At 65.6% G+C, this 18,029-nt stretch carries 15 protein-coding genes; 11 read left to right on the top strand and 4 right to left on the bottom strand.

Annotated features, from left to right (window positions below; translation table 11 throughout):
* Window positions 1-8 precede the first annotated feature (8 nt).
* Together VJ673_RS09830 and VJ673_RS09825 are read left to right on the top strand one after the other, a co-directional pair.
* On the top strand, window positions 9-596 hold the full coding sequence (locus VJ673_RS09830) for a winged helix DNA-binding protein (RefSeq protein WP_324125905.1): 588 nt from the start codon (window positions 9-11) through the stop codon (window positions 594-596).
* Between the two features lie 16 nt (window positions 597-612).
* Window positions 613-1,374: a winged helix DNA-binding protein gene (locus VJ673_RS09825; protein ID WP_324125904.1), complete on the top strand. Its 762-nt coding sequence runs from the start codon at window positions 613-615 to the stop codon at window positions 1,372-1,374.
* Window positions 1,375-1,426: 52 nt separating this feature from the next.
* Here VJ673_RS09825 and VJ673_RS09820 read toward each other — a convergent pair whose 3' ends face one another.
* The 3 genes from VJ673_RS09820 to VJ673_RS09810 form a co-directional block, all read right to left on the bottom strand.
* Window positions 1,427-1,933: a flavin reductase family protein gene (locus tag VJ673_RS09820; RefSeq protein ID WP_324125903.1), complete on the bottom strand. Its 507-nt coding sequence runs from the start codon at window positions 1,931-1,933 to the stop codon at window positions 1,427-1,429.
* Window positions 1,934-1,944: 11 nt separating this feature from the next.
* Window positions 1,945-3,078 (bottom strand): OmpP1/FadL family transporter, encoded by a 1,134-nt coding sequence (locus tag VJ673_RS09815; protein ID WP_324125902.1) that lies wholly within the window; start codon window positions 3,076-3,078, stop codon window positions 1,945-1,947.
* A 122-nt stretch (window positions 3,079-3,200) separates the two neighbouring features.
* Entirely contained in the window at window positions 3,201-4,433 is a 1,233-nt protein-coding gene (locus VJ673_RS09810) for a styrene monooxygenase/indole monooxygenase family protein (protein ID WP_324125901.1), read from the bottom strand.
* A gap of 629 nt (window positions 4,434-5,062) precedes the next feature.
* Between VJ673_RS09810 and VJ673_RS09805 the strand changes: the two genes are divergently transcribed.
* Window positions 5,063-5,566: a hypothetical protein gene (locus tag VJ673_RS09805; protein ID WP_324125900.1), complete on the top strand. Its 504-nt coding sequence runs from the start codon at window positions 5,063-5,065 to the stop codon at window positions 5,564-5,566.
* A gap of 361 nt (window positions 5,567-5,927) precedes the next feature.
* Here the strand turns inward: VJ673_RS09805 and VJ673_RS09800 are convergent, their stop codons facing one another.
* Window positions 5,928-6,917, bottom strand: coding sequence for an AraC family transcriptional regulator (locus tag VJ673_RS09800; RefSeq protein WP_324125899.1), 990 nt, complete (start codon window positions 6,915-6,917; stop codon window positions 5,928-5,930).
* 447 nt (window positions 6,918-7,364) lie between these two features.
* On the opposite strand from VJ673_RS09800, the gene VJ673_RS09795 reads away from it, so the two are divergent.
* From VJ673_RS09795 to VJ673_RS09760, 8 genes are all read left to right on the top strand, one after another.
* Window positions 7,365-8,660, top strand: coding sequence for a Rieske 2Fe-2S domain-containing protein (locus tag VJ673_RS09795; protein WP_324125898.1), 1,296 nt, complete (start codon window positions 7,365-7,367; stop codon window positions 8,658-8,660).
* Window positions 8,661-8,711: 51 nt separating this feature from the next.
* Window positions 8,712-9,779 carry a 2Fe-2S iron-sulfur cluster binding domain-containing protein gene (locus VJ673_RS09790; protein ID WP_324125897.1) on the top strand — a complete coding sequence of 356 codons (1,068 nt, stop codon included), beginning with the start codon at window positions 8,712-8,714 and terminating at the stop codon, window positions 9,777-9,779.
* 43 nt (window positions 9,780-9,822) lie between these two features.
* Entirely contained in the window at window positions 9,823-10,689 is an 867-nt protein-coding gene (locus VJ673_RS09785) for a VOC family protein (RefSeq protein WP_324125896.1), read from the top strand.
* A gap of 139 nt (window positions 10,690-10,828) precedes the next feature.
* The gene (locus VJ673_RS09780; protein ID WP_324125895.1) at window positions 10,829-11,881 is read left to right on the top strand and encodes a WD40/YVTN/BNR-like repeat-containing protein; all 1,053 of its coding nucleotides are present in this window, start codon (window positions 10,829-10,831) and stop codon (window positions 11,879-11,881) included.
* A 52-nt stretch (window positions 11,882-11,933) separates the two neighbouring features.
* A complete protein-coding gene (locus VJ673_RS09775) occupies window positions 11,934-14,318 on the top strand; it encodes an efflux RND transporter permease subunit (protein WP_324125894.1) in 2,385 nt (794 codons plus the stop codon).
* A gap of 57 nt (window positions 14,319-14,375) precedes the next feature.
* Window positions 14,376-15,971 (top strand): DUF1302 family protein, encoded by a 1,596-nt coding sequence (locus VJ673_RS09770; RefSeq protein ID WP_324125893.1) that lies wholly within the window; start codon window positions 14,376-14,378, stop codon window positions 15,969-15,971.
* 39 nt (window positions 15,972-16,010) lie between these two features.
* Window positions 16,011-17,276 carry a DUF1329 domain-containing protein gene (locus tag VJ673_RS09765; protein ID WP_324125892.1) on the top strand — a complete coding sequence of 422 codons (1,266 nt, stop codon included), beginning with the start codon at window positions 16,011-16,013 and terminating at the stop codon, window positions 17,274-17,276.
* Window positions 17,273-18,028, top strand: a complete 756-nt coding sequence (locus VJ673_RS09760) for a maleate cis-trans isomerase family protein (protein WP_324125891.1) — start codon at window positions 17,273-17,275, stop codon at window positions 18,026-18,028. The genes VJ673_RS09765 and VJ673_RS09760 overlap by 4 nt, the downstream gene beginning before the upstream one ends.
* Window position 18,029: the final 1 nt, after the last annotated feature.

Below are 18,029 nucleotides of genomic sequence, written 5' to 3'. Positions count from 1 at the left end.
TGACCCCCATGACAGTGAATGCGAAATGGGCTCCCGGGGAGGAACCGACCCTTGCCAACACCGGCTCCGCGGTGACCGGATGGCACCTGGCGCTGACCTCGCTGGAGGCGGCGACGACGGAGTTCGAGTGGGCGATGCTGCGCTGGCGCGAGGCTTTCGACCGCTACAACAGGCAGGCGCTCAACATGCTCGGGCTCGCCACCGTGAGCATCCCCGAGATGTCGATACTCCATATCGTGCGCCTGCATGACCGGGCGAAGCCGGCGAGCATGATCGCGAACCTGCTCAATCGCGACGATGTCCAGAACATCCAGTACAGCCTGCGCAAGCTGATGGGGCTGAAGCTGATCCAGAAGGCGAAGGACGGGTCGGGAAAGAACTCCAACGTCGAGGTCACCGACAAGGGGCGCCAGGTGTGCGACGAGGTGGCCAACATCCGCCGACAGCTGCTGATCGAACAGATCGCACAACTTGAAAACGGTGAGGCGCGCCTGCTGTTCACGGCCAAGACGGTGAGCATGATGATCGGCCTCTATGACGAGGCGGGCCGCGTGTCGACGGGCTACATGGCGCTCGACACGTCGTCAGACGAATAGTTGATGTAAACGGAACATGACAAAAGAAAAAGGCAGCGCCACGCAGCACAAGCCGCCGACGCGTCCGCGTGCATGGCACCTGGGCGCGACCCACCACGAGGCGGTGACCACCGAGTTCGAGTGGTCCGTCTTGCGCTTCTTCCAGGCCTTCGAGCGCTACTGCATGCAGATCGCGCACATCTCGGGCCTCGCCGAGCTGTCCTTCTCCGAGCTGATCCTGCTGCATGTGATCGGGCTGCAGGACACGCCGAAGACCGTCGGCCTGCTCGCGCGCCAGACGAACACCGACTCGGTGACCAACATCCAGTACAGCCTGCGCAAGCTCGTCGGCTACAAGCTCGTCGTGAAGATCCGCGAGGGGCGCAGCAAGGTGTTCACCTACGACGTGACCGACAAGGGGCGCGAGCTGATCAACCAGTACGCGCATTTCCGCCAACTGGTGCTCACCGAGCAGACGAAGTCGATCGAGGCGATCGACAGGAAGCTCTCGGACGCGTCACGCCTGATCAGCATGCTGAGCGGAGTGTACGACGAGGCGATGCGCGTGTCGGCGACCTACAACCCTTACGTCGCTAACGACGAGACGCCGGCGAAGGTAGCGGCGAAAGCACCTGCGAAGGCGCCCGCGAAGCGTGCAACCAAGGCAGCGGCTGAGGCCTCGGCCAAGCCCGCCGCGCGTACGGCGACGAAGGCAAACAAGGCGACAACTGCCAAGACGGCAGGGAAAGCCGCGGGGAAGGCCGCATCGAAAGCGGCCGGAAAAGCCGCCGCCGAGTGACTGGTAGGTGCTCGCCGGGCGGACCGCCGCCGCGGCGAGCGGGACAGCGTCTTCAAGCCGCTGCGGTTTGAGCCTCGCTGCAGGCTTGTGCGATTTCCGCGTAGCGACCCTGGTAGAAGAGCAAGGGATCGCGGACGGGCGAGGTCGCGAGCCTGAGCACGCGTCCGACGAGGATCAGGTGATCCCCGCCGTCGTAACGATGCTCGGTCGCGCATTCGAAAGTCGCTGCGCAGCCCTGCAGCATCGGACTTCCGCCGAGGCCCCGCGCGAGTGCGAGGCCCTCGAACTTCGCGCTCGACGCGCGCGCGAAACGGTCGGATAGCTCACGCTGCGCGCCGCTCAGCACATGCACGCAGAAGTGGCTCGCCGCTTCAAACGCAGGATGGCTGAAGGCGTTCTTCCCCAGGCTCCACAGGATCAAGGGCGGGGACAGCGACACGGCGTTGAAGCTGCTCGCGGTGACGCCAATCGGGCGCTCGTCGGCATCGAGCGTCGTGACGATCGTGACGCCGGTCGCGAACTGCCCGAGCGCCTGGCGCAGTTCCAATGTATCGATCATGTCGGTTCTCCTCAGAAGCGCATCGCATAGCCGACCGAGAGCCAGCGCTGACCCATGTAGAGGTCGGTGACGCCATCGGGGGCCGGGCCGGTTCCATGCACGGTTTCCTTGAAGGAGTGGGCGTAGGCGAGCGACAGCTCGGTGTCCTTGCCGAACGCATAGCTCGCGCCGATTGTCGCGTGGCGCCGGTTGGCCGAAGGTGCAAGCACGCCGAGGAAGCCGTCGCGCGGATCGAGCAGCTTCGTGCCGTGGTTGTAGCCCGCGCGCAGCGTCAGGGCGTCGCTCACCGCATGTGCGATGCCGAAGCGCCACACCGACTGGTCGTGCCAGCCGAAGCCGGGCCCGTCGCGGCTGCCCGGAGGGCCGCCGGCGCTCGTGACGCCGGGGTTGCCAAGCGAGCGCACGTCGCTCCACTCGATGCGCAGGTAGTCGGCGGCGATCGTCGTCGCACCGATACGCCACGCGAGGCCCGCGCCATAATTCGCCGGTACGTCGAGGCCGCCGTGCTCGGCCAAAAGGCCCCGGAACTCGTCCATGCGCGACATGTGGATGCGGCTCGCGTAGGTCGCGCCGAACGTGAGACCCGAGGCAAGCCGGGCGGTCCAGCCGACGCGAACGCCCGCGCCGTAGGAGTCGTCCCGCCCTTCGGGCAGCCCGAGACCACCGGGCCCGTCGATGTCGAGGACCTGCCGTGCGAGCACGAGCCCGGCGCCGATCGCGTTGGCCTCGTCGAGCTTGCGGGCGTAGGACGCAGTCGCGACCATCTGCTTCAGTTCCGAGCGCGGTCCACGCAGGCCCCCGATGTCGTCGCTGTGGCGATAAGCCGTGCCGACGCCGTTGCCGACCACCGACAGCCCGATCGAACTCGTGTCGTCGAGCATGCGGTTCGCGCCGAGTTGGGGGATCACATAGAGACTCTTGTCGGCGCTGCCGTCGAAGCGCGTACCGGCAAAACGCGAGCCGTTGTCGACCTTCAGGAAGGCAGCTCCAAGGTCCAGGCGGTTACCGACCTCGACCATGCCGGCCGGATTGGTCGCACCGGCGAGCCCGTCCTGCGCCAGCGCGATGCCGGCGCCACCCATGCCTTCGGACTTCACGCCGTAGCCGTGGGGGAAGGTGCCCTGGGTGGCCAGCGCGGGCTGCATCGCCAATCCGGCGAGCAAATACGCTATCAGTCGCTTCGGGCTCGGCCTGTCTGATTGAAGCACTGCTGCGCCTAGGCGGCGCGCGTGTCGGCGTGAGGATGTGCGCATCTTCATGGCACCCCTCACGCCGTCGCGACGGCGAAGGATTCGATGAAGCGGTCGGCTTCGACCGGATCGTAGTACCACGGCGCCAGTCCCTTCGGGTCATCGAAGGCGTTCGCGACGCGCGCCGCGAGCCGCGGATTCTCGCCGCAGGCCGCAAAGACCTTCAGCACCTGGGGCGGCGGCGGGAGAAGATGCGTGTTGGTGAAGCGCGTGACCCATTGCGCGTAGTCCCAGTAACGCTCGAAGGTTTCGCTCATCCAGTCGGCGTCGAAGGTGCGAGCGCCGTGTTCGAGGATCGCGTCGAGGTAGACCTTGACGCACTTCGCGGCGTTGTTCGACCCCTGGCCGGTGATCGGGTCGTTGAGCACCAGCACGTCGGCCATTCCGAGCACCCGGCGTCCCGAGGGCAGGGTGCCGACGGGTTTGCGCACGGTCGGCGTGACGCGCCCGACGAGGATGCCGTTGTCGTCGGTGAGGCGCAGCTGCGCGCAACGCGGCGCTTCCCAAGGGAAGAACTCGTGGATCAGTTCGGTTGCGAGCGCGAGATGCTCGGCGGGCGTGGAGACTTCGCTCCAACGGTCCATCGGGCCGCCTTCGATGCATTCGAGGTTGATGATGTCGCAGGGGCCGGTATGCGTCAGCGCCGGGAAGTTCACGTACTCGCCGATCCCCGGGTTGATGCTGATGTTCAGCGCCGAAAAGTCCTCGCGCGGCTTCATTCCGTGGACGTAGGTGAGAGAAATTGTGCGCATCGGGTGGTCGAAGACGCTGCGCTCGGCGTCGCGCTCGAAAAGCCTCCCCAGTTCGCCCTTTCCGGTCGCGACCAGCACCAGATCGCTGCGTTCCGCGTAGCCTTCGATCTCCGCAATGCCGGCTTCCTCGACCACGAGCCTGCCGCCCTTGCGCTGGAAGAGATCCATCCACGCCGGCATCTTGATGCGCTGGTCGACCGACTGTCCGTTCGCCCGCATGCGCGAGCGCCAGTCCACCATCGTCGCGCCGTCGCGCGTGCCCGCGCGCATGTGCACGCCTTCGATCGGCGGACAGTGCTCGTCCCACAGCGTGAGCCCCAGCTCCCGCTCGTAGCCGATCGCCATGTCGTACATGGATTGGCTGGACATCACCTTGCCGGCCGCGATGTCGGCGGCAGACCGATTGGAGACCAGCGTGACGTCGAAGCCCTTGGCGAGCAGGCCGATGCCCAGATGCAGGCCGGCCTGGCCGGCGCCGATGATCGTGATCTTGCGCATGTTGTCGCTCCGTTTTTGCGTTGTCGGGGAGCCCTTTCCGTGAAGGGGCGAACGCAATGTGCGACAGGCGCTGTATCGGGACTATGCGCTCAGTGCATCCTCTGTGCAGGGAGTGCAGAAATGTGAAGGTGAGAGGTTTTGTGGCGAGGTCGTCGAAGGTGTATGGGCGGGCATGATGCATCACGAGCGCACGGCGGCCGATAGCTGCGGGCGCACCCGGCGCCGCCGTGTCGCAGCATTTCGACCGCGCAGTCAGCCAGTTTGCAGCAGGCCGTGGAAAGCTTCAGGGTCTAAGCTCGCCGTCTTGTCACCGCAAGGGCCGGCGGCTGCTTCAATGTCTGGCAAACGACGCAATACCGCTCGGTAAGCCGCAGACCAGTGCCTTGCCGGTCTCGATGCGGCAGTTCACCCCGTCGCCGAGACTGGCCCTGGGCCTTCAGCGCGATCAGGGCGGATTCGGGATCCTGCCTTCAGCGGCGCCTGGATCTCGCGCAATTCATTTCCATTCATCGTCGGTCTCCTCGTGCTTTTCGTCAGTTCGGCCATGATCGTACGACGTCATCGTAAATCCAAGCGCGCCGATCGGACTTGTCCCACCATCGCAGCACGGCAGGACGTAAAATCCGAGCATGACCTCGAATGCAATGAACGAAGCCGCGACGGACGACGAAGCCGCTCCGGTGAAAGAGCCGCGCCTGTGGTGCGACGACGGCTGGACCGCCCGCGTCATCAAGAACATGGATGACGACGGATGGGCGGTCGAGATGATCAAGGATGGCGAGCCCGAGCCCGCCTTGGTCGGCCCCTGGACGATGGGGCGCGACAAGAAGAACCCCAAGCCGCTTGACGCCGCTGCGTTCAATACGCTGGTCAAGACCGCCTCTGAGGTCCTGCGCCGGCACGAGCAACAACTGCATGCGACGCTTCACAAGAAGCTCACCGTGAACACGGAGTCCGGCCCGGTCATCGTCACACTCGACATCGTTGCCGACGAATACGATCCCCATGCGCTGCTGGGGGCCTACGACGCCGCGGGCGACGAGCTGGCCCGGCTGCGCGTGGACGTGGGGTTCAAACTCACCCAGGCCAGCGCGCATGCGTGGCTCGAGGATGACTTCCGCAAGCCTCGCTGATCGGGCTTCGCGGGGGCGCGGGAGAGCCTGCGCGAGCAGTTCGGGTAGGTACGATGAATGCGGTGCTTATCCGAAGTAGCGATGGTGAGCACATGCCCCGCCTCTCCATTCCCCGTCAGACAGGCAAGACATGCGACGCAAGACCATGGGGCTTTCTCAGTGCAGTCTCGGCCCGTATCACCCCTCCCTGATTTTGAGTATTTTTTAGGCAGCACCGGCTCTTTCTGTCCGCGCAAGTGTTCCGAGCCTTTTCGCCCGAGTTGTCCACAGCGTAGCCCACAGAGTCTGGGGGCAAGTACTCGCCCAGCTCCCGAGAAAGGTGAGATGTTTTGTGGTGCCTTAGTGAAGGCTGAGCCCCCGCTCAGCTCGCGCGGCGAAGCGTCGTCGCCGGGCATTCGCCGTAGCGCTTGCGGTACTCCGAGGCGAAGCGCCCGAGCTGGAAGAAGCCCCATCGCGTCGCGACCTCGGTCACGCTGCGTGCCTCGGCCGGGTCCTGCAAGTCGCTCCGGGCGCGCTCCATTCGCACATCCCGCAGGTGGCGCATCGGGCTTATGCCTCTGTACTTTTGAAATCCGCTGTAGAGAGTGCGGCCGCTGACACCGGTGAGCTCGGTCAGGAGCTCGATCGTGATCGGCTCGTCCGCGTGGGCGCGGATGTAGTCTTCCGCGAGCCGGACGTGGCGCGGCAGGACCTCGCGCGCATCGCCACGCAGCGCTTCGCCGAGGCTGCCGGGCTGCCATTCCAGCAGGGTGGTCATCAGGATCTGTTCGAACTGGCTGCGGATCAGCGGCGATTCCAGTAGGGCGGGCGTACGCCGCAGCGTGTCGAGGACGTTGCGTGCAGTGCGCATCCACGCTTCGCCCGCGCCGCGCCGTACGTCCATCGTCGAGCAGAAGCGCAAGGGGCGGGGCCGCGACGGCGAGCCCGCGAGGCTGCGCGCATGGCACTCCAGCGCTTCGCGCTCGAAGCGCACGACCATCTTGTGGCAGTTCCCGCTCCACAGCATGCCCAAGTCGTCGTCGGGCGAATGCACCGTCGCGCACGCGGCGTCGCTGCGTACTGTCTCGCGTCCGATGCGGATCAGGTCGTGGCCGGTGAGCGGCATCTGCACGAGGAAGAAAGACTTGAGCGGGCCGGGCGTCACCTGCACGTCTGCGCCGTAGCTCATCAGGCTGAATCCGACGCGTCCCAAGGTCGCGTGCAGATGTCGGTAGTCCAGCGAGCGGCCGGGCCGGACGAGATCGAGGCGGTGATCGCAGAACACGCCGGCGACGAGCTGACGTGTTTCCTCCAGTTGCCTCGAGCGAAAGTGATCGAAGCCGGTCGCGGTGTGTGGCACCGGTGTCTCCATGGGGCGTCTCCTTGTGCGGGACGATTCTGTTTGTTGCAATCGATTGAAAATCAATCGATTGCAAAGTAATAATCAATTCTCCTGTTTCGTCAACTTCCTCCGCTTGGACAGGGCGCCGTCGCCTTCCGTGCACCTTCGCGCTGTGCGGCACTTGGGCCCGAGCCCCACCTGCCCCCGGCGGTGACCGCGCCCGCCACAAGCGGAATGCACCGCACAACATCGCCTCCCGTGCGGCATCTCGCTGACGCCGCTCCCGCCTGAATGCAAGCCAATCGATGTGTAGTCGACTGATCGTGCACTGCATTACAACAAAAACTAACGTGAAAATGAATTGACTTTCAATTCATCATCGACGATATTTTTCCCGTGGCCGGACATTTCCGGCACCGGGCGCGAGTCCGGACAGCGTGGTGATCGATCAAGAAGCGGACTAGACGGAGACAAAAGATGGACATGAAAAGAACGGTCAAGAAGGCCAACGACGCAGCAGCTCGGCGCCTGTATGCCCCCTATGCGGAAGCCGAGTGGGGCTTCCTGAACCACTGGTACCCCGCGCGCTTTTCTCAGGAAGTGCCCGAAGGCGGCGCGGTCGGCGTGCAGATCTGCGGCATCCCCATCGTGCTGCGTCGTTCGCGCGGCAAGGTCTATGCGCTGAAGGACCAGTGCCTGCACCGCGGCGTGAAGCTGTCGGCGAAGCCGATGTGCCTCACCGAGGACACGATCACCTGCTGGTACCACGGCTTCACCTTCAGCATCGAGACCGGCGAGCTGGTGTCGATCGTCGCCGCGCCCGACGACGAGATCATCGGCACGACCGGCATCCCGACCTTCCCGGTGGAAGAGGTGAACGGGATGGTCTTCGTCTTTGTCCGCAGCGAGGACTGGGACGAAGAGATCCCGCCGCTCGCGCAGGATCTGCCGATCCGCTTCCCCGACAACAACGAACGCTTCCCGCACCCCTTCTGGCCGGACACCCCCAGCGTGCTCGACAAGAACTCCGTCGTGCTGGGCGTGCATCGCACCGGCTACGCGAACTGGCGTCTCGCCTGCGAGAACGGTTTCGACGCCGGCCATCTGCTGATCCACAAGGACTGCACGATCGTCCAGGCGAAGGACTGGGCGGTGCCGCTGGGCATCAAGCCGCTGACCGACCAGGCCACCCAGCTGATCGAGGACGAGGAGGGGCCGAAGGGCTTCATCAACATGTACTTCACCGAGAACTACGAGCCGGTGCTCGTGAATGAGCGGCTGAACGTCAAGGCTTCCGGCTCGGTGCCCAAGTACTTCCGTACCTCGATGTTCCTGCCCGGCGTGCTGATGGTTGAGAACTGGCCGGAGGAGAACGTCGTGCAGTACGAGTGGTACGTGCCGATCACCGACGACACCTACGAGTACTGGGAAGTGCTCGTGAAGCGCTGCCCGACCGAGGAGGACGTGAAGGGCTTCGAGTACCGCTTCAAGAACTTCTACGAGCCGATGGCGCTGCATGGCTTCAACGACTGCGACCTCTTCGCCCGCGACGCGATGCAGAACTTCTACGCGGACGGCACGGGCTGGACGGACGAGCAGCTGGGCGACATGGACTACTCGATCATCACCTGGCGCAAGGTCGCGTCCCGCTACAACCGCGGCATCGCGCCCAAGCCGCGCGGTGTGGCCGGTGTCGTGAAGGGCGCGAGCAACGTGCTTGCCGAGATCCGCGGGCCTGCCGGCGGCTGCTATCGCGAGACCCAGGGCGAATGAGGCATGGCCCGGGGCGCCTCGCCGGCGCCCCGGCCGGAGGAGACGAAAATCATGATGAATTCAGAAGCGGAAAAAACGGCCGTCTGCGAGGTGGAAGTGAATACCGCCACCGTACGCTTCGCGGACGGCGTCGAGCACCAGTTTCCGGTGCGCCGGGATCAGACGATCCTCGCCGCGGCCAAGGAGAACGACGTACGCCTGGTGCACCAGTGCCTGACTGGCAGCTGCGGCACCTGCGTGACGCGGGTCGCGTCCGGCGCGGTGCGGATGAGCACGGCGCGTGGCACCTCCTTGCTGCCGAGCGAGGCGGCGGAAGGTTATCGACTGACCTGCACCTCGTTCTGCGATAGCGATGCGGTGCTGCAGTTCGACTATCCGAGCAGTGTGTTGGACGAGCCGGGCCCCGTGCGCTGCTCGGCGCGGGTCGCGGAAGTGACGTGGGTTGCGAGCAACGTCGTGCGCTTGAGTCTGCGCCTGCCCGAGGACGCGGGCATGGATTTCCGCAGCGGCCAGTATGTGCGCGTGCGGGTCCCGGGGACCGAGGACTGGCGGTCGTATTCGATGGCCTCGACCGCCGCCGATCTGCCCGAGCTGGTGCTGCTGCTGCGCGTGCTCGATGCGGGCGTGATGTCGGACTACTTGCGCTCGCGCGCCCGGGCCGGCGACGCGGTCGAGATCGAAGGGCCCTTCGGCATGTTCCATCTGCGCGAATCCAAGGGCCACCACATCATGATCGCGGGCGGCACGGGGCTCGCGCCGATGCTCGGCATGCTCGAGGACATTCGCATGCGCTCCGGGCGCAAGCCGAAGGTGCTGCTGAGCTTCGGCTGCGCGAGCGAAGACAACCTCTTCTACCTCGACGAGCTGGACGTGCGCGCCGCGTGGTTGCCGGGACTGAAGCTCAAGGTCGCGGTGGCGAATCCGGGGCCGGATTACAAAGGGCTCGTCGGCAACCCGGTGGAAGTGATCACGGCCACCGATCTAAGCGATCCCGCGACCGCCGTCGCCTACCTGTGCGGCCCGCCCCCGATGATCGAGTCCGCCCGCGCGCATCTCGAACGCCTCGGCGTCCCCGCGGAAAACATCTACGCCGAGCACTTCTCGGCCAGCGCGGCCTGACCGGCCCCGTACGTCAATCCTTCATTCAGGGACGGCTTTTGACATGATCAATGTGACTCAGTTGGGATACGCCGGCGTCAACGTCGTGGAACTCGATGCACTCGAACACGTGCTCGGCAAGATCTGCGGCGCGGAGGTCCGGCGCGATGACAACCGGCTGTATGCGCGGGTCGACGAGCGCCATCATCGGATGGCTTTCTATGCCGCGGACAAGATGTCGCTCGCGTACATAGGGCTGGAGGTGGAGTCGCTGGCGGCACTGCGTGCGGCCGAGGACGAGCTGCGCGGCAAGGGGCTGGAGGTGACGCGGGCGACCGCTGCCGAGCGCGAGGAGCGTGCGGTGCTGGACATGATCCATCTGAAGGGGCCGGACGGCGTCCGCATCGAGCTGTATTTCGGTGCGCTCATCGAGAAGCTCCCGTTCAAGCCCGGCCGCGCGATCTCGGGCTTCGTGACGGGCGACTTCGGCCTCGGGCACGTCGTGCTGGCGAGCGCGGATCGTGAGGCGGCGACCCGCTTCTACACCGAGCACTTCAGCTTTCGCCTGACCGACTACATCTTCTGGGACGAGGCCGAGGCGACCTTCCTGCACTGCAATGCTCGCCACCACACGCTGGCGCTGATGAACCCCTGCTTCGGCATGGTTCCGGGCCAGTTCAACCACGTGATGCTGCAGGTCGCCACGATCGACGACGTCGGCCGCGCCTACGACATGGTGCAGCAGATGAAGATCCCGATGGTCATGACGCTCGGTCGCCATACCAACGACCAGATGACGTCCTTCTACATCAAGACCGAGTCCGGCTTTGCCATCGAGTACGGCTACGGCGGGGTCGAGGTCGACGATCGCGACTGGGACGTGAAGGTGTTCAACGCGCCCTGCCTGTGGGGACACGCGTTGGCGGCATAGCAAGGAGCGGGACGGCGGCCTGCCGTTCCGCCTCTGGCTGGTTTCCTCCCGGGCTGTCTGATCGTCAGTCCGTTTGCGCGGCCGGTCCGCGGCCGCGCGCATTTTCTTCGAGAGCACTGCTGTCGAGATGGGGTTTTTCATGGACAGGAACAACGAATTGCTGAGGCTCGCGCAGCCTCTGGTGCTGCCTGCGCCGGGGATTGCGGCACGGGCCTTGAAGGTGACGAGCTCCGTCGTGCCCTGGCTGATCATCGGCGGGCTGCTGTGGGCGGGGCTCTTCGTGAAGCCCGCGGCAGTGGGCAGCACCGTGCAGCCGCCGGTGCTGGAGACGCGCGATCGGATGTTTGGAGTCGCGGCGCCCGGTGACGGCCGGGTGTGGCTCGCGGGGTCGGGCGGGAAGATCGTCGCGGTCGCGCCCGACGGCGGTCTGAGCCTGCTCGCGAGCGGCACGGACCGGACGCTGCAGGACGTCGCGGCGTGGGATGCGCGGCACGGCATCGCGGTCGGCAACGACGGCGTGATCGTCACGACGGCCGACGGCGGCCGGACCTGGAGCGCGGCGAGCGACGTGCCGCGCTCGGAAGTCGCCAACAAGCTGACGCGCGTGCGGGTGGCCGAAGGGGGGCGGGCGGTCGTCGTCGGCGAGATGGGGGCGATCCTCGCGAGCGACGACTTCGGGGCGAGCTGGCGCCGGCTGCGTGACGAGGAGGACGTCGCATGGAACGACGTCGCGCTGCTCGACGCGCGCGAGCTGCGGGTCGTCGGCGAGTTCGGGCGGATGCTCGTGAGCCACGACAGCGGCGCGAGCTGGCGCGAGGCCAAGGCGCCGGTCGAGACCTCGCTGATGGCGGTCGCCTTCCGCGATGCGCGTCATGGCGTCGCAGTCGGGCTGGATGGCGTCGTGGTCACGACCGAGGACGGTGGCGACAGCTGGCGCCTGGCGGAGACCGGCATTCATGACCACCTGCTCGACATCGCCTGGGATGCATCCGGTGCGCGCTGGATCGGCGCCGGGGTGCTGGGGCGCTGGGTCAGTGCGCCGGAGGACGCGAAGGTCTGGAGCACCGGACGTGTCGACGAGCACGACCTCTCCTGGCACACGCGTGTGCTGCCGGCGGGCGGCGAGCTGTGGTTTGCCGGGGCGGGCGTCGGGCGCTGGGACGGCAGTCGCTGGCAACCCCTCGTGAAATAGCGGGCGCAATCAGACCAAAACTCGACCCGACCCCTACAGAGAGACATAAAAAATGATCGAACGTATAGCGGAGTTCTGTATCCACCGCCGCGCCTGGCTGGTCGGCGTGATCGCCACGCTGACCCTGGTGCTGGGCTGGTCTGCGCTGCGCATCGAGGTGCGCACCGTGTTCGAGGACATGCTGCCCTCGAAGCACGAATACGTGCAGACGCACGAGCGCTTCAAGGACACTTTCGGCGGCTCGAACATGGTCACGATCATGTTCGAGGCGAAGGAGGGCGACATCTTCAACCCAGCGCTGCTCGGCAAGGTGCGCGCCGTCACGCTGGGCCTGCGTGAGGTGTCGGCGGTCAATCCCTACCAGATCACCTCGCTCGCCTCGAAGAAGCTGAAGGAGGTGCAGGCCTCGACCGACGGCATCGCGACGACGCCGCTGATGTGGCCGGATCTGCCCGAGGGCGCGGAGGCGATGGCGGCGCTGAAGGAGGCGGTGCTGCGCAATCCGCTGGTCTACGGCCCCTACGTGTCGAAGGACCTGCAGGCGACGCTGATCACCGTCGATTTCATCGATCGCGACGTGGATTACGCGAAGGTCTTCGACGAGGTCCGCAAACTCGTGGCCTCGGTCGAGGACGACTCGGTGTGCATCCGCGTGGTCGGCGATCCCATCCTCTACGGCTGGGTGAACCACTACGTGCCGGAGACCATCGACCTCGTCGCGGCCGCGTTGGCGGTGACGCTGGGGATGCTCTTCGTGCTGCTGCGCACCTGGCGCGGCGTGCTGCTGCCCTTCCTCGCGGGTGTGGTGAGCGCGGTGTGGGCGCTGGGGATCTGCCGCCTGCTGGGCATCCATTTCGAGCCGCTGGTGATCGTCGTCGCGATGCTGATCACGTCGCGCGCAGTGTCGCACTCGGTGCAGATCGTCAATCGCTTCGACGACGAGCTGGAGAACATTGCGAAGGGCTCGGAAAGCGCACGGCATGCGGCGAAGGTGGCGCTCGCGGACCTCTTCCGGCCGGGCATGCTGGGCGTGATCGCCGATGCAGCCTGCATGGCGGTGGTCGCACTGAGCCCGATTCCGATGTTGCAGAAGCTGACGGTGCTGTCGGTAGTGTGGGTGTCGACGCTGACGATCAGCGCGGTGATCCTGACGCCGGTGATGCTGTCCTTCATCCGGCGCCCGCACGGCACGGTGCATGGGCTGAATCTCGCGCCTTGGCTGCGCAAGATCCTCGACCTCGGCGTGTGGATGGCGACCTCGCGCTTCCGCTATGCGGTGATCGGCTGCAGTACGGTCGTGATGGCGCTGTCCGGTTATTACGCCTTCAACCTCAAGATCGGCGACGCGAACCCCGGCTCGCCGATCCTGTGGGGCAACTCCGAGTACAACCAGGACGCGGCCGCGATCAACGCCCGCTTCCAGGGCGCGGACCGGATGTTCGTCGTGCTCGGCGCCGAAGGGCAGCCCGACCTCGTCAAGAAGAACGAGATCCTGACGACGATGAACCGCTTCCAGCGCTTCATGGAGGCGCAGCCGGAGATCGGCGGTTCGGTGTCGATCGCGGACGTGCTGCCGGTCGTGAGCCGCACGCTGCGCGAAGGCAATCCGCGCTACGAGGAGCTCGGCGACAGCCAGGCGACCAACGGCAGCCTGATGGCGGTGCTCGATTCGGTGTCCGAGCCCGGCGACATGGACCGCTTCGTCGACAGCCAGTACGCCAACGGCGCGGTGACGCTGCTCTTCCGCGACCGCAAGGGCGAGACGATCCGCACGGCGGTGGCGCGCATCAAGGAGTTCATCGCCGCGAATCCGCTGGCGCAGGGCTCCTGGCAGCTCGCGGGCGGCCTGATCGGCGTGATGGCGGCGGTTAACGAGGTGATCCTGTCCGGCCAGATCGAGGCGGTGGCGCTCGCGCTGCTGGTGCTGGTCGTGATCTGCACGGTGGTCTATCGCTCCACGGTGGCGGGGATGCTCTTCATGGTGCCGGTGATCATCTCCAACACGCTGACCTTCAGCTTCATGGCGTGGAAGGGCATCGGCATGAACATCAACACCGTGCCGGTCGCTGCGCTCGGCATCGGCCTGGGCGTCGACTACGCCTTCTACATCGCCGACCGCATCAAGGAGGAGATCGCCGCCGGCAGCAGCCCGGAGCGCGCGATCAGTGTCGCGATGCATTCGGCCGGCATGGGCGTCGTCGTGACCGCGAGCGTGCTGATCCTTAGCACCCTGCTGTGGTGGGCGTCCTCGCTTAAGTTCCAGGCGGAGATGGGCCTGCTGATGGCGATCTGGCTCGGAATCTCGGCGATGTCGGCGCTCTTCGTGATGCCCTCCGTCATCTACGTGTTCCGGCCGGAATTCATCTTCGGCAGGCGCGAACGCCCGGTGCTTGCCGGCAAGGTGCCGGTCATGCAGCCGCAGTGCGCGTTCGACTAGCGCAGCGTCGTATTCAAAACAACAAAGACACACCACCCATACAGAGAAGGAGACGATATGAAAAGCGGCAAACGTTCCAAAGCACCCGGCAGAGTGTTGGCGATCGCCGCGGCACTGGCGGCGATCGGGCCGGCAGCGCGCGCGGAGGAGAGCAACTTCAAGGTCGACGGCTACCTGCGCGAGGAGCTGTCGTGGAACACCCTCAACTGGGTGGACACCCCGGGCTACAACGACCGCGGCAAGCTGTCGATGGCGCGCACGACGGCCCGCGTCAACACCGAGTGGCGGGCGATGGACGATGTGACGGTCGTCGGCAAATTCCGCGCGGTGCGCGAGTTCAGGACGCCCTTCCTGAACCACCTCGAGAGGATGGGCGCCAACAACTACCAGTCGGGTTCGCGCGGCGACATCATGGATCTCTACGACAACGGGGAGATCCGCGAGCTCTACGTCGACTTCCCGGTCGGCGACCGCACGAAGGTGCGCTTCGGCAAGCAGCAAGTGGCGTGGGGCGAAACCGACTTCTTCGCCGCCAACGACCTGGTGCACGGCTTCAACTACACGTGGCGCTCCTTCCTCGAACCCGCCAACGAGGAGCTGCGCAAGACGAACGTGATGGCCAAGATCAACGTCGACGTGCCCGAGCTCGACGGCGGTCTCGAAGTGCTGGTTCGCCCGGGCTGGGACGGCTCTAAGGACATCGGCAACGAGCTCGACATCTACGGCGGGCGCTGGTCAAGTCAGCCCTACGCGGGCGTCGATTTCCGCAACATCGATCCCTACGACTACAAGAACAGCGAAGGCAACTACCGGAAGGTGACCGGCGGCTTGCGCTGGAGCGGCGTAGCGGGCGACATCAACTACTCGCTGTCCTACCTCAACACCTTCTGGCCGAATCCGATCCTGAATGCATCGAGCACGCTCAAGCTCTTCGGCCTGCCGGGCGTGCCCTCGGGCGCGAAGACCGTCGGGCGCACGGACACCAAAGGGCTCGCGGGCGACATCATCTATCCGATCGTGGACGTCTTCGGCTTCACCGCGAGCGGCTATTCCGACCGGGCGGATGCGGTGTTCAGCACCGAGATCGCTTACATCAAGGACGCGCCCTACCAGTTCCTCGCGCCGACGCCGACGCTGATCTCGCAGGCGGTCGCGCCGGGCTTCGATGGCATCAAGCGCAAGGACCTGCTGGCGTGGATGCTGCGCATGGACAAGAACATCGCGGCGACCCAGCAGTGGCTGGGCAGCGAGAAGCCGATGTTCTTCTCGGTGCAGCTCTTCGACAAGTGGATCCAGGACTACGACCGCTCCGACCGACTCTTGAACTCGGTGGGCTGGGGCGCGCGCACGAAGGAACACTCCTTCCTGCTGACCGGGATCTTCAGCCTCAGCTACGACAACGGGCGCATCAAGCCCGAGCTCGTCGTCGGCAAGGACCTCACCTACGGCGGCGGCTTCGCGGTGCCGTCCGTGACCACCGAGCTGAGCAAGAACTGGAAGTGGAAGGTCGAGTACGACAAGTTCTGGTCCGACGACTGGCGCGACGGCAGCAAATGCACCTTCCCCAACGCCGCGAGCTGCGACAAGGCGGGCCTCTTCGGCTACTTCCACAAGCGCGACCAGCTCTACACCAGCCTCACTTACCTTTTCTGACTACCTCTTCTAATAAACCACCGCCCAACGGAGACAACCATGACCATCCAACCCAAGGCCCTCGCGCTTTCGCTTTCCGTCGCCTTCGCGGGACTCGCTTTCGATGTCGGCGCGGCCGAACTTCCTGAAGGCACCGTGGTGTCGGCGGAGAACATCGAGCAGATCCGCAACGACACCTTCGAAGGCAAGACCATCGCCAGCTTGCTGACTGAGAAGATGGAGTGGCGGATCAAGAACAACGGCTGGAAGCTGCCGCTCTACAAGTCGAAGGAAATCCCGCTCGACCCGAGCTGGGTGAAGGCTTCCCAGGCCAACGCCGGCAAGACGAAGATCAACGCCGAGACCTGCCAGGTCGACGGCTGGGGCGCCGGCGCGCCTTTCCCCAACATCGACATGAAGGACCCGCAGGCCGCCGAGAAGGTGATCTGGAACTGGCACCTCGGTCAGCTGACGGGTGACGTCGCGATCGTGCCCTACTACACGCAGGTGCTGATCGACGGCGCGAAGGGCGTTCATGCCGAGCCGGTCGCCGAGTTTACGCGCTATGCGATGAAGGGGCGGCTCGCGGGCGAGGCGGTCGAAGGCGACGGCACCGAGCGCGGGCGTCAGCTTCTCTACTTCAAGTCGCCGGCCGACATGAAGGGGCTCGGGACCTACACGGTGCAGTACGACTCGACCAAGTTCAACGACGTGTGGGCCTACATCCCGGCGGTGCGCCGCGTGCGTCGGCTCTCGGGCGGGGCGTGGATGGACCCGGTGGGCTCGTCCGACCAGCTGCAGGACGACCTCGAGATCTTCAACGCGCGCCCCTGCTGGTATCCGGGCTACAAGATGGTCGGCAAGCGCTGGGTGCTGGCGGTCGCGAACGGCAAAAACCCCTTGTGGAACCGCAGCGGCACGAGCTTTGAGGAGAAGTATCCGGTCCTCGAGAACAAGCCGCCGTACTGGAACATGAACAACGACCGCTTCGAGCCGCGCGAGGTGTACGTGATCGAGGCGACGACGCCGTCCGAGCATCCGTACAGCAAGAAGATCCTCTACGTCGACGTCAAATACCCGCGGATCTATTACGGCGAGACCTACAACCGCAAGGGCGAGTTCTGGAAGTTCATGGAGTTCCACTCCTACGTCGGCAAGGCTGAAGACGGCTTCCGCGACGTGCGCACCACGGGCGGCGCGGTGATCGACTTCCAGCGCAATCACGCGACGGTGTCTCTGATCGACGCGGCGACCTGGCGCACCAACATCGCCGGCGTCAGCGCGAAGGACTTCTCGCTGCAGACCTTGCAGGCGGCCGGACGATGAGAAAGACGCACTTTCGCATCGGCCAGATCGTGCCGAGCTCGAATACGACGATGGAGACGGAGATCCCGCGCATGCTGGCCGCGCGGGAGCGGATCCTCCCCGAGCGCTTCACCTTTCATTCGAGCCGCATGCGCATGAAGCACGTGTCGCGCGAGGAGCTGGCGCAGATGGATCGCGAGTCCGACCGCTGCGCCGCCGAGCTGTCGGACGCCGCCGTCGACGTGCTCGGCTATGCCTGCCTCGTCGCGATCATGAGCCAGGGGCGCGGCTACCACCGTGCCTCCGAGGAGCGCCTGCATCAGGTCACGCGCGACAACGGCCATCCCGCGCCGATCGTGAGCAGCGCGGGCGCCTTGGTCGAGGGCCTGAAGGTCATGGGCGCGAAGCGCGTGTCCGTGATCACGCCCTACATGCAGCCGCTGACCGACCTCGTGCTCGACTACCTGGAATCCGAAGGCATCTCGATCGTGCATTCGATCTCGCTCGGGATCCCGGACAACCTCGAAGTCGGCGCGCGCGACCCGATGGCGCTCGTGGATATCGCCCGCGGCCTGAACACCGCGACCGCCGAGGCGGTCGTGCTGTCGGCCTGCGTGCAGATGCCCTCGCTCGCGGCGATCCCCGTCGTCGAGCAGGCACTTGGGCTGCCGGTTGTGTCGGCCGCGGTGTGCACGACCTACCGGATGCTCGACACGCTGGGGCTCGAAAAGCGCGTGCCGGATGCCGGATACCTGCTGTCGGGGCGCCTGTGAT

This window comes from Aromatoleum sp. (assembly GCF_035254505.1).
Lineage (GTDB): Bacteria > Pseudomonadota > Gammaproteobacteria > Burkholderiales > Rhodocyclaceae > Aromatoleum.
This window is presented reverse-complemented; position numbering and strand designations above follow the sequence as displayed.